The 12,785-nt window shown below is 73.2% G+C and carries 8 protein-coding genes; 5 read left to right on the forward strand and 3 right to left on the reverse strand.

The genetic code is table 11. From position 1 onward, the window contains the following. The 4 genes from ACLIYP_RS14340 to ACLIYP_RS14355 form a co-directional block, all read left to right on the forward strand. Positions 1 to 1,148: FtsK/SpoIIIE domain-containing protein (locus ACLIYP_RS14340; protein WP_412713513.1), on the forward strand; the 1,148-nt coding region annotated here is incomplete at its 5' end. A 190-nt stretch (positions 1,149 to 1,338) separates the two neighbouring features. Next, positions 1,339 to 2,724 carry an ABC transporter substrate-binding protein gene (locus tag ACLIYP_RS14345; protein WP_412713514.1) on the forward strand — a complete coding sequence of 462 codons (1,386 nt, stop codon included), beginning with the start codon at positions 1,339 to 1,341 and terminating at the stop codon, positions 2,722 to 2,724. Positions 2,725 to 2,750: 26 nt separating this feature from the next. Beyond that, positions 2,751 to 4,112 (forward strand): carbohydrate ABC transporter permease, encoded by a 1,362-nt coding sequence (locus ACLIYP_RS14350; RefSeq protein ID WP_412713515.1) that lies wholly within the window; start codon positions 2,751 to 2,753, stop codon positions 4,110 to 4,112. Positions 4,113 to 4,159: 47 nt separating this feature from the next. After that, on the forward strand, positions 4,160 to 5,050 hold the full coding sequence (locus ACLIYP_RS14355) for a carbohydrate ABC transporter permease (protein ID WP_412713532.1): 891 nt from the start codon (positions 4,160 to 4,162) through the stop codon (positions 5,048 to 5,050). Positions 5,051 to 5,182: 132 nt separating this feature from the next. Here ACLIYP_RS14355 and ACLIYP_RS14360 read toward each other — a convergent pair whose 3' ends face one another. From ACLIYP_RS14360 to ACLIYP_RS14370, 3 genes are all read right to left on the reverse strand, one after another. Then, entirely contained in the window at positions 5,183 to 10,231 is a 5,049-nt protein-coding gene (locus ACLIYP_RS14360; protein WP_412713516.1) for an NAD-glutamate dehydrogenase, read from the reverse strand. Between the two features lie 330 nt (positions 10,232 to 10,561). Next, positions 10,562 to 11,245: an HAD family hydrolase gene (locus tag ACLIYP_RS14365; RefSeq protein ID WP_412713517.1), complete on the reverse strand. Its 684-nt coding sequence runs from the start codon at positions 11,243 to 11,245 to the stop codon at positions 10,562 to 10,564. 107 nt (positions 11,246 to 11,352) lie between these two features. Beyond that, positions 11,353 to 11,868, reverse strand: coding sequence for a DUF6912 family protein (locus ACLIYP_RS14370; RefSeq protein WP_412713518.1), 516 nt, complete (start codon positions 11,866 to 11,868; stop codon positions 11,353 to 11,355). A 303-nt stretch (positions 11,869 to 12,171) separates the two neighbouring features. Here ACLIYP_RS14370 and ACLIYP_RS14375 point away from each other — a divergent pair, with 303 nt between their 5' ends. Then, entirely contained in the window at positions 12,172 to 12,594 is a 423-nt protein-coding gene (locus ACLIYP_RS14375) for an Rv3235 family protein (protein WP_412713519.1), read from the forward strand. Positions 12,595 to 12,785 lie beyond the last annotated feature (191 nt).

Consider the following 12,785-nt stretch of genomic DNA (forward strand, 5'->3'; position numbering starts at 1 on the left):
CCGCCGGTCCGCGGGCCGAGGCCGTGCTGGGCGCGGGCCCGCACGGCCCGGTCACCGCGGACCTCGCGGCCGCCCACGGCCCCTTCCTCGTCTCGGGTCCGGCCGGTTCCGGCAAGACCGAGCTGCTGCGCTCGGCGGCCGCCTCGCTGGCCGCCGGGGAGCGGCCGGACAGGCTGGCCCTGGTCCTGGTGGACGGGGACGGCGACGGGCTACGGGTCTGCGGCGACCTGCCGCACGCCACGACGTACCTGGCCGCGGGGGATCCGGTGCGGATGCGGGAGTTCGCGCAGGCCCTGGGCGGCGAGCTGAAGCGCCGCGCGGAACTGCTCGGCGACCGCCCGTACGAGGCGTACGCGGCGGAGGTGTCGCGTGCGCGGCACCATGCCGCCGGCGGCCCCACCGGCGGCCCGGCCGCCCGGGTGGTCGCCCAGCGCCGGGCCGCCGGTGCTCCCCGGACGGGCACGGGCTCCGGCACGGGGGTCGGCGCGGGGGTCGGCGCGGGCTCCGAACCCGGCGCCCTCAAGCTCCGTGCGCCCGGGGATGCGGATCCCGCCGGGACCGCCACCACTCCGGGACCGCTGCCCCGGCTGGTGGTCCTCGTCGACGACTTCGACACGCTGGTCGCCCCCGCCCTGGGCAACCCCGGCCGGCCGGCGGCCGGTTCGGTGGTCCGGGCGCTGGAGGCCGTGGCACGGGACGGGGCGCGGCTGGGGGTGCATCTGATAGCCGCCACCGGACGGCCGGAGCACACCGGGCGGACGGCCACCGGGCAGGGAGCGGCCCTGCGGGCCTTCCTGGGCTCCGACACCCGCGGCGGGCCGGACGGCCGGGGCGCCTCGGACGGCTCGGGCGCCGCGGACGGCCGGGGCGGCCCCGCGGAGGAGCCGCTGCCGGGGCGCGGGTCGCTGCACCGGCCGGACGGCTCGGTGACCGCCTTCCAGGCGGGCCGGGTGTCGGGCCGCATACCCCGCACGGCGACTCTGCGGCCGACGGTGGTCCCACTGGACTGGGCGCGCGCCGGGGATCCCCCCACCCGCCGCCCCGTACGCGAACTGGGCAACGGGCCGACCGATCTGGCACTGCTCGCCAGCGCGGTCGAGCGCGCCGCCCGCGAGGCGGGCGCCCCCGCGCCGCCCCCGCTGATGTGACACCGGCGGCCCCGCCCGGCAGCTTGGGTTCCGGGGGCCGGGGTCTTACGGTCACGAGCCGGTCACGAACGGCGAGCCGACATGTGAAGCGCTGTTGCCGGGCAATGTGTTCAGGCGTAGGACTGACCGAACGGGACGTACGGCGCGGCCGTTCGACGACCGGCCGTGCCGACAGTGGGGACGGTGAGCTATGCGCACTTCTGTCCGTACAACTCGATCGCGGGCCCGCAGAGCGGGCATCGCGCTGGCCGCGGCGCTGGCGCTGACGCTGACGGCCGCCTGCGGCGGAGGTGACGGCGGGGGCGACAAGTCCGGGGGCTCCGGGAACGGGGCGGGCGACGGGCGGGAGCCCACCGTCGAACTACCGGATCTGAAGGGGCAGAAGCTCCAGGTGGCGGCCGTGTGGACCGGCCCGGAGCAGAAGAACTTCCGCAGGGTCCTGGACGAGTTCGAGAAGCGCACGGGCGCCGAGGTCGGCTTCGTCCCGACCGGCGACAACGTGGCGACCTTCGTCGGTTCCAAGATCGAGGGCGGCGCGCCTCCGGACGTGGCGATGCTGCCGCAGGTCGGCGTGCTCCACCAGTTCGCCGAGAAGGGCTGGATCAAGCCGCTCGAGGCCGAGGCGCGCGAGCAGCTGGAGAAGAACTTCTCCCAGGGCTGGCGGGATCTGGGCGCCCACGACGGCGAGCAGTACGGCGTCTACTTCAAGGCCGCCAACAAGTCCCTGGTCTGGTACAACACCACCGCCTTCGAGAACGCGGGCGTGAGCGAGCCGAAGACCTGGGACGAGTTCCTGGAGACCGCCCGGACGATCTCCGACTCCGGCGTCCCGCCGGTCTCGGTCGGCGGCGCGGACGGCTGGACGCTCACCGACTGGTTCGAGAACGTATACCTCTCCCAGGCCGGGCCCGAGAAGTACGACCAGCTCGCCAAGCACGAGATCAAGTGGACCGACCCCTCCGTCAAGGAGGCGCTGACCACCCTCGGCGAGCTGTTCGGCAGGAAGGAACTGCTGGCGGGCGGCAACCAGGGCGCGCTGCGCACGGAGTTCCCCAAGTCCGTCACCCAGGTCTTCGCCGACGTCCAGGAACCGCAGGCCGCGATGGTCTACGAGGGCGACTTCGTCGCCGTCAACATCGGCGACACCGATGCGGAGATCGGCCAGGACGCCAAGGTCTTCCCCTTCCCGGCCGTAGGCGAGAGCTCTCCGGTGGTCAGTGCGGGCGACGCGGCGGTGGCGCTGAAGGACGGCGAGGGCGCCCACGCCCTGCTCACCTTCCTGGCCTCCACCGACGCCGCCGCGATCTGGGCGGAGCAGGGCGGCTTCATCTCGCCCAACAAGGAGCTGGACACCTCCGTCTACCCCGACGACGTGCAGCGCGACATCGCCGAGGCGCTGATCGCCGCGGGCGACGACTTCCGCTTCGACATGTCCGACCAGGCTCCGGCCGCCTTCGGCGGCACCAAGGGCGAGGGCGAGTGGAAGGCGCTCCAGGACTTCCTGGCCGATCCCGGGGACGTGGCCGGCGCCCAGCGGGAGCTGGAGGCCGCCGCGGCCAAGGCGTACGGCGACTGACGGGCCGGGACGGAGGCACGACTGCCATGTCGACCGCCACAGCGGGCGGCCCGGCGGCCCCCGGCCCGCCGGGCCCGCCCGCCCCCGGAACCCGCCGCTCCTCCATCGTCCGCACCCGGCCCTGGCTGGCGGCCTGCTTCCTGCTGCCGGCCCTGGTGCTGCTGGGCGCGCTGGTCGTCTATCCCATCGTCTACTCGGTCTACCGGAGCCTCTTCGACGCCTCCGGCACCGGATTCGTCGGCCTGGGCAACTACGTCGAGCTGTTCACCGACGACGACACCCTGACGGCGATCAAGAACAACACGATCTGGGTGGTCGTCGCCCCGACCGTCTGCACCGCCCTCGGGCTGATCTTCGCGGTGCTGACCGAACGGGTGCGCTGGGGCACCGCGTTCAAGCTGATCGTCTTCATGCCCATGGCCATCTCGATGCTCGCCGCGGGCATCATCTTCCGCCTGGTGTACGAGCAGGACCCGGACCGCGGGGTGGCGAACGCCGTCTGGGTCGGGGTCCACGACACATTCAACGAGGCCTCCGCCTGGCCCGGCGCCCGCCCGCGGCCGAACGGGGAGCTGGAGAGGACCGGCGGCGGCGCGTACACCACCGGGTCCGCGGTGGACGCCGCGGACCCGGCGAACCTGCCGCTGGTGGGCGTACCTCCCCAGGACCTGGCCGACGCCGCCGAGGCGTCGCCCGCGCGGCCCGCGGGCGACGGCGGGGTCACCGGCACGGTCTGGGTGGACTTCGCCAAGGGCGGCGGAGGCGAGCCGAACGTCGTCGACCCGGGCGAGAAGGCCCTGGCCGGGGTGGTGGTCGAGGCCGTGCGGGACGGCAGGGTGGTGGCCACCGCCACCACCGGGGAGGACGGCGTCTTCACCCTGCCCGCCGAGGCGGACGGCGCCCACCTGCGGCTGCCCGCCTCCAACTTCACCGAGGCCTACAACGGGGTCAACTGGCTCGGGCCGTCCCTGATCACCCCGGCCATCATCGCCTCCTACGTCTGGATGTGGGCGGGCTTCGCGATGGTGCTGATCGCGGCGGGCCTGGCGGGGGTGCCCCGCGAACTGCTGGAGGCCGCACGGGTGGACGGCGCGAACGAGTGGCAGGTCTTCCGCAGGGTCACGGTGCCGGTACTGGCGCCCGTGCTCGCGGTCGTCCTCGTCACCCTGATGATCAACGTGCTGAAGATCTTCGACCTCGTCTACATCATCGCCCCGGGCGCCACCCAGTCCGACGCGAACGTGCTGGCGCTCCAGCTGTACCTGTCGTCCTTCGGCACGGGCGCGGACCAGGGCGTGGGCAGCGCCATCGCGGTGCTGTTGCTGTTGCTGGTGGTGCCGGTGATGGTCTTCAACGTCCGGCGGCTGAGGAGGGAGAACCGACGGTGAGCACTCTCTCCGAGAAGGTACCGGGCCCCGGGCCGGCGCCCGCACCCGTGCCCGCACCCGCGGGGCCGGGGCGGAGCGGCCGGACACGCAGGCCGCTCGGCGCGCGGATCGCCGCGCTCACCGGGCACTGGGCGGTGCGCTTCACACTGGTCGTGGTCGCCCTGCTGTGGCTGCTGCCGACGACCGGGCTGCTGCTGTCGTCCTTCCGGGAGCGTTCCGACGTCTCCTCCTCCGGCTGGTGGACGGCGCTGGGCGACTGGTCGCAGCTGACGGCCTCCAACTACCGCTCCCTGCTGGAGAACGACGCCATCACCGGTTCCCTGCTGACCACCCTGGTCATCACCGTGCCCTCCACGGTGCTGGTCGTGGTGATCGGCTCGCTGGCCGGATACGCCTTCGCCTGGCTGGACTTCCCCGGCCGGGACTGGTGGTTCCTGGCGGTCGTCGGGCTGCTGGTGGTGCCGGTGCAGGTGGCGCTGATCCCGGTGGCCAAACTCTTCAACAACCTGGGGATCTTCGAGACCACCGTGGGCGTGGTGGTCTTCCACACGGCCTTCGGCCTGCCGTTCGCGATCTTCCTGCTGCGCAACTTCTTCGCCGAGATCCCGCGCGAACTGCTGGAGGCGGCGCGGCTGGACGGCGCGGGCGAGGTACGGCTGTTCACCCGTGTCGTCCTGCCGCTGGGCGGCCCGGCGATCGCGAGCCTGGGCATCTTCCAGTTCCTGTGGGTGTGGAACGACATGCTGGTCGCGCTGATCTTCGCCGACGCGGGCGATCCGCCGATCACGGTCGCCCTCCAGCAGCAGGTGCGCCAGTTCGGCAACAACATCGACGTGCTGGCCTCGGGCGCGTTCGTGTCGATGGTGATCCCGCTGGCGGTGTTCTTCGCCTTCCAGCGGCAGTTCGTCTCGGGTGTGATGGCCGGCGCGGTGAAGTAGGGCCACGGCACCGCGCCGTACACGGTGTGAGGGGGCGGCCCGACGGCCGCCCCCTCACACCGTGATCTCCGGCTGATCTCCGGCTGCTCTCCCGCTGTGCCCCGGCGCCCGGCGCTCCGGCGCTCCGGCGCGTCAGCGGTTGCTGCGCAGCAGTGTGCGCATCGTGCGCATCGCCACCGACAGGTTCGCCAGGTCGAAGGTGTCCGACTCGCGGATCTCCTCCAGCGTGGCCCTGGCCCGCCCCAGGACGGCGGCGCTCTTCTCCTCCCAGGCGTTGAAGCGCTGCTCGGGCGTGGCGCTGCCGTCCCCGGAGGCCAGCACGTCCGCCGTGAGGAGCTGGTGGGCGGCGTAGAGGTCCTCGCGGATCGCCGCGCGTGCCATCGACTGCCAGCGGTCGGAGCGCGGCAGCTCGCTCACCCTGTCCTGGAGCTCGGTGATGCCCAGCCGGTCGGCCAGGTCGTAGTAGACCTCGGCGACGTCCAGCAGTTCACGGCCGGTGCGGTCGGCGACGGCCACCACGTCCAGGGCGGGGAAGACGGAGGAGAAGCCCGCCACCCGCAGCGCCAGGTCGCCGGGGACCCCGGCGCCGGTCAGCTCGTCGTCGACGCTCTGGTGCCAGTCCAGGTCCGCGCCCCTGAGCAGCTTGGGCAGTTGGGACCAGACCACCTCCACCCGCTCCTGGAAGACCTCGATGGTCTCGGCGAGCTTCAGCGGCTGCGGCCGGTTGTTCAGCAGCCAGCGGGTGCCCCGCTCGACCAGCCGCCTGGCGTGCAGCCGCATGCGGGTCTGGACGTCGGCGGCCACGGTGTTGTCCAGATCCTCGATCTCGTCCCAGACGCGGGCCAGGCCGAAGATCTCCCGGGAGGCGGTGTGCGCCCGCACGATCTCCTCCGCGGAGGCTCCCGACTCCTCCTTCATCCGGTGCACCAGGGTCGAACCCCCTGTGTTGACCGTGTCGTTGACCAGGAGGGTCGTGACGATCTCGCGCCGCAGGGCGTGGCGCTCGATCTGCTCGGGGAAGCGTTCGCGCAGCGCGCTGGGGAAGTACGCGTGCGCCAGCCGCTGCAGATACGGGTCGTCCGCCAGATCGGTGTCCGCCAGTTCCTCGGTGACGGTGATCTTGGCGTACGCCAGCAGCACCGCCATCTCGGGCTGGGTCAGTCCGCGGCCGTGCGCCAGCCGCTCGCGGATCTGCCGGTCGGCGGGCAGGAACTCCAGCTGCCGGTCCAGCCGTCCCTGGCGGGAGAGGCTGCGCATGAGCCGCTGCTGGGCGTGGAGCAGGTCGGGCGCCTGCCGCATCGCGTTGGCCAGCGCCACGTTCTGCGCGTAGTTGTTGCGCAGCACCAGCTCGGCGACCTCGTCGGTCATCTCCGCCAGCAGCGCGTTGCGCTGCTTGACGGTCATGTCGCCGTCGGCGACGACCGAGTTGAGCAGGATCTTGATGTTGACCTCGTGGTCGGAGGAGTCCACGCCCGCGCTGTTGTCGATGGCGTCGGTGTTGATCCGGCCGCCCTCGTGCGCGAACTCGATGCGGCCGAGCTGGGTCAGGCCCAGGTTCCCGCCCTCCCCGACGACCCGCACCCGCAGGTCCCGGCCGTTGACGCGGATCGCGTCGTTGGCCTTGTCGCCGACGTCGGCGTCGGTCTCGGTGGACGCCTTCACGTAGGTGCCGATGCCGCCGTTCCACAGCAGGTCCACCGGGGCCTTGAGGATGGCCCTCATCAGCTCCGCAGGCGTCATCTTGGTGACGCCGCCATCGATGCCCAGCGCCTGGCGCACCTGCGCGCTGACGGGGATGGACTTGGCGCTGCGGGGGTGGACGCCGCCGCCGGGCGACAGCAGCGAGGTGTCGTAGTCGGCCCAGGAGGAGCGCGGCAGTTCGAACAGCCGGCGGCGTTCGGCGTAGGAGGTGGCCGCGTCCGGGTCCGGGTCGAGGAAGATGTGGCGGTGGTCGAAGGCGGCCACCAGCCGGATGTGCTCGCTGAGCAGCATGCCGTTGCCGAAGACGTCACCGGACATGTCGCCGATGCCGACGACCGTGAAGTCCTCGGTCTGGGTGTCGTGCCCGAGCTCGCGGAAGTGCCGCTTGACCGACTCCCAGGCGCCGCGGGCGGTGATGCCCATGGCCTTGTGGTCGTAGCCGGCCGAGCCTCCGGAGGCGAAGGCGTCGCCGAGCCAGAAGCCGTAGGCGGTGGCGACCTCGTTGGCGGTGTCGGAGAAGGATGCGGTGCCCTTGTCGGCCGCGACGACCAGGTAGGTGTCGTCCCCGTCGTGCCGCACCACGCGCTCGGGCGGTACGACCTGGCCGCCCACGAGGTTGTCGGTGATGTCGAGCATGCCGGAGATGAAGGTCTTGTAGCAGGCGACGCCCTCGGCCAGCCAGGCGTCGCGGTCCGCCGAGGGGTCGGGCAGCCGCTTGCCGACGAAGCCGCCCTTGGCCCCCACCGGCACGATCACCGTGTTCTTGACCTCCTGCGCCTTGACCAGACCCAGGATCTCGGTGCGGAAGTCCTCGCGCCGGTCGGACCAGCGCAGGCCGCCGCGGGCGACCTTGCCGAACCGCAGGTGCACGCCCTCCACGCGCGGGGAGTACACCCAGATCTCGTACGCCGGGCGGGGCGCGGGCAGGTCCGGGATGGCCTGCGGGTCGAACTTCATCGACACGTACGCGTGCGGCCGGCCCGACTCCTCGTCGCGCGGCTGGAAGTAGTTCGTGCGCAGGGTCGCCTTGATGAGGGTGAGGAACGAGCGCAGGATGCGGTCCTCGTCCAGCGAGGCGACCTGGTCCAGCGCTCCGTCCAGCTCCTCCAGCAGGCCGTCGGTCAGTTCGTGGCCGGCGGCGGCGCGGTCCGGGGAGAGGCGGGCCTCGAAGAGGCTGACCAGCAGCCGGGTGGTGTGGACGTTGCGGCGGAGGGTGTCCTCCATGTAGTCCTGGCTGAAGGGCGAGCCGGCCTGCCGCAGGTACTTGGCGTAGGCGCGCAGCACCATCGCCTGCCGCCAGGTCAGTCCGGCCGACAGCACCAGCGCGTTGAAGCCGTCGCTCTCGGCCTCACCGCTCCAGACGGCGGCGAAGGCGTCCTGGAAGCGCTCGCGGGCGTCCCCCTCCAGGTTCTGCGCGTGGTTCGCCGGCAGCCGGAGCCCGAAGTCGTAGATCCACGCCGGGGAGCGGTCGGCGCAGCGCAGCTCGTAGGGGCGCTCGTCGACGACCTCGACGCCCATGGCCTGGAGGATCGGCAGCACGGCGGAGAGCGAGACGGGCTCGCCGGTGCGGTAGATCTTGAAGCGGCGCTCGCCGGGGCCGGCCCCGACCGGCTCGTACAGGCTGAGCGCGAAGTCGCTGACGCCCTCGCCCCGTTCCAGCCCCTGGATGTACTGGAGGTCGGCGACGGCGGTGCGGGGCGGGAAGTCCGCCTTGTAGCCCTCGGGGAAGGCTCCGCCGTAGCGGTGGGCGAGCCGGGCCGCCCGCTCCTCTCCGACCTCGGCGACCAGCGCCTCGGAGAAGCCGTCGGCCCAGGAGCGGGCGGCCTCCACCAGCCGGGCCTCGATGCGCTCGGCGTCGGCGTGGGTCAGCTGCGTCAGCTCCGTGCCCTGCGGGACGCGGACGACGAAGTGCAGCCGGGCGAGGACCGACTCGGTGTTCCAGGCGGTGAAGTCGACGTTGGTGCCGCCCAGCTCCTCCATGAGGATGTCGGTCATCCGCAGCCGCACGGCGGTGGTGTAGCGGTCGCGCGGCAGGTAGACCAGCGCGGAGTAGTAGCGGCCGTACTCGTCCTGCCGCAGGTAGAGCCGGAGCTTGCGGCGCTCCTGGAGGTACAGCACGGAGGTGGCGATCTCGCGCAGCTCGTCGGCCGGGATCTGGAAGAGCTCGTCGCGCGGGTACGTCTCCAGGATCTGGAGCAGGTCGCGGCCGTCGTGGCTGTCGGGGACGAAGCCGGTGGAGCCGACCACCTCCTCGACCTTGCGGCGGATGACGGGCACCCGGCGCACCGACTCGGTGTAGGCGGCCGACGAGAACAGGCCGAGGAAGCGGCGCTCCCCCACCACGTTGCCCGCCTCGTCGAACTTCTTCACCCCGATGTAGTCGAGGTAGGAGGGGCGGTGGACGGTGGCCCGGCTGTTGGCCTTGGTGAGCACCAGCAGCCTGTGCTCGCGGGCCTTGGCGCGGACACCGGCCGGGAGGCGGTTGAAGGAGGGCGACACCGGGTGGGCGTGGGTGTGGGCGGGCGCGTGGGGGCGGGCGGAGGCGCCGTCGCGGTCGCCGCCGCGGTCACCGCCGCGTGCGCCGCCCTTGTCGCCTCCCCGGTCGCCGTCGCCGCGGTCGTCGTGGTGCGGATCGGAGCGCAGGATGCCCAGGCCGGTGCCCGGGACGGCGGTGAGCAGCAGTTCCTCGGTCCCGTCCGCGGCCTCGGAGGTCAGCTCGTACTCGCGGTAGCCCAGGAAGGTGAAGTGGTCGTCCGCGAGCCAGCGCAGCAGTTCGCGCGCCTCCTCGACCTCCTGCTCGGGCAGGTCGCCGGCGAGCGGCTCGTCGGGCAGTCCGTCGGCGATCCGCAGCGCGGCGTTCCGCATCTTCTGCCAGTCCTCGACGGCCTCGCGCACGTCGGACAGGACGCGCCGCAGGTCGGCGGTGATCCGCTTCAGGTCCTCGCGGTCGGTCTCGCGGTCGATCTCGACGTGGATCCAGGACTCGGTGAGCGCGTCGTCCGGCATCTCCTGACGGGGCCGGGCGCCCGTGTCCAGGACCTGGAGCAGCCTGCCGGTGACATCGCGGCGCACGGTGACCTGGGGGTGGACCACCAGGTGGATGCCGCGTCCCTGCCTGGTCAGCTCGTTGGTGACCGAGTCCACCAGGAAGGGCATGTCGTCGGTGACGACCTCCACGACGCTGTGGGTGCACGTCCAGCCGTTCTCCTCGACGGACGGGGTGTGGACGCGGACGTTCGCGGTGCCCTGGGGGCGCTGCTGGGCCAGCCGGCAGTGGGAGACCGCGGCACCGTAGACGTCGACCGGGTCGCGGTCGGTGAGGTCCTCGGGAGCGGTGTGCAGGTAGTAGCGCTGGAGGTACGGGCCGAGGGCCCCGGCGTCCAGCCCCGGTACGGGTTGGCTGCCGGCGGGACCGCTGTCGGCGACCCGGGCGGCTCGTTCGAGCAGCTCGGCCTTTGCTTCATCCAGCTTGGTCTGCATGTCGTCTGGCTCCTGTCGCGCGCCGTTGCGTGACGTCAAGGCGTTGAGGGTTCTGAGGGTCCGGCGCCGGCACACCAGGTGTCCGCCGGAGCGGGGCGTCATGCCCGGAGAGGGTGTGACCTGCGACATCCCCGGCCCCGGCGGTGTCGCACGGGTGCCCGGGGTCGGAGGCGGCACTGCCTCCCGCGGGTGTCTCGCTGATCACGCGGCTAGGCTACCCCTCCTCGACCGGGCCCCGTCATGGACAGTATGTGTACAAAACCGGGGGTCGGAGTTGGACGTTGTGGACAGCATCCACCGGGCCGCGGACGGCACGGCGTACGGCCGGCCTCAGTCCCGCGCGATCACGTGCTCGGCCACCTCCACCGCCTCGGTGAGGCTGTCCACCACCGGCACCCCGGCCGCCTCCAGGCTGCTCCTGCTGTGGGAGCCGCCGGTGTACAGCACGGCCCGCGCGCCCACGGCGGCGGCCGCCACCGCGTCGTCCACCGCGTCGCCGACCACCACGGTGCGGCGGGGGTCGAACCCGTCGAGCGCCGCCACGTGCGCCGCCATCTGCCGGGCCTTGCCGACGCTCGACCCGCTGCCGCCGCCGAGGTTCCCGTCGACCCGGACGAAGTGCTCCTCGATGCCGTGTCTGCGCACCAGCGGCACCAGGTGGTCGTGCGGGGCCAGGGAGCACAGCGACTGGGTCAGCCCGGCCTCGCGCCGCGCGGCGAGCAGTTCCGCAGCGCCCTCGGCGAGCCCCACCTGCTCGATGCGCGCGAAGTAGTGCCGGTGGAAGACCTCGTCCATCCCGGCCCACTCCTCGTCGGTGGGCAGCCGGCCCATCAGCCGTTCGTAGAAGCGCGGCACCGGTACGCAGTACAGCTCCCGGTAGCGCTCCAGCGTGATGGCGGGCAGCCCTATCTCGGCGAAGGCGGCGTTGGTCGCCGCGATCACCGCGTCGATGTCGTGCAGCAGCGTGCCGTTCCAGTCCCACACGATGTGGGCTCTCCCCGTGCCCGAGTCCATACCCACGACGGTAGAGGCTGGGTGTGACAAGCGACAGACGCGGCCGGCGCGCCGGGGCGGAGGCCGAGGTGCTCGGGCCGGCCCCGCGGCGCCGGCCGGGAGCGGGCTCAGCCCAGCTCCTCCACGATGTCGCCGATCTCCTGGGTGGCGTACCACAGCAGCTCGTGGTCGTCCGCCCCGTCCACCGTGAAGCGGGCGTCGTCGTCGCCCTGGTCGGCCGCGCCCAGCGCCCGTGCCGCCGCGGCGACGTCCGCCTCGGCGTCGCCGCCGTCGACGTGTACGGCGGCGGCCCGCTCCAGCGGTACGGCCCGCTCGATGCGCACCTCGCCCAGCGCTGCCGGGTCCAGGCCCCGGTCCGGGTCGGCCACGGCCTCGCGGTCGGGCACGTCGACGGCCACCACGACCCGGCGGCGCGGGGTGTCCGGGGCGACGGCCAGGAGCCGCAGCGAGGCCTGCGCGGCGCGGCCGAGCGCGGCGTACTCCAGTTCCTCGATGTCGTCCGAGACGTACCACTCGCGCAGCCCGGGGGTGACCGCGTAGGCGGTCAGCGGGCCGGGGCCGAGCTCGCCCGCCCGGTGCGCGGCCGCCAGGCCCGGCAGGGTGAGGGGGACATAGACGCGCATCGCCACCACTTTCGTGTAAGGCCGCTCCGGGTGCCCCGACAGCATACGGCGGCTTCCGCGCGCCGTACGCCCCCGGTCCCGCGCGGGTCCGCCCGCCCGTGCCGGGCGGACGGCGCAGGTCAGCGGCCCCGGCCGTCAAGCCCCGGCGGCTCCTCCACCTGACAGGTGAAACACAGACAGCCCGCCGCCACCGTCCGTCGGTCGTTGCCGCGCCGCGGGCCGCCCAGTAGAAACCGGGATGGAAGTTACCGACCAGTAAACGATCGGCGTGCGGGAGACCGCACAAGACCACGGGGAGAGACCATGCCGCCCACCAGCCGTACCGCCCCTCCCGGCCGCCGGGACTCCCGGCGGCCGGCCCGCTCGGCCCTGCTCGCCGCCCGGCAGCGCGAACGCGACCGGCTGCCGCCCTACTGGTTCGCACACCGGCTGGTGCTCGTCCTCAGCGGTCTGCGCCCGGTCCACCTGCTGCTCGGCCACACCCGCGACGAGGCCTACGAGCAACTGGTCCGGCTCGCCCCGCTGACCCCGCTGCGGTCGGCGGTGGCGGGCGGACCGGCTCCGGTGGTCCGGGAGGTCGGCTGGTCGCAGCCCCGTCCCGGCGCGGTCGAGGCGTTCGCCCGGATCGCCGCCGGCGACCGGCTGCGCGCCCTGGCCTTCCGCCTGGAGCGCTCCCGCGACCAGCGCTGGCTGTGCTCCGCCGTCGAACTCGACACCGTGTCCTGACCGTCACGGACGGTCAGAGCGGTAAGACCGCCCCGGCCGGTGCGACCGGCGCGGTCGGCGCCCCGACCGCGCCGCGCGGAACGCGGGGCCCGCGCGGCACGGAAAACGCCGCGGGGCCGGGCGTCCTCCTCGGACGCCCGGCCCCGAACCGGCTCCGGAGCGGACCGCCGGCCGCCGTGCGGCGGCGGTCG

It is taken from the genome of Streptomyces nanhaiensis, assembly GCF_046614825.1.
GTDB lineage: Bacteria > Actinomycetota > Actinomycetes > Streptomycetales > Streptomycetaceae > Streptomyces > Streptomyces radiopugnans.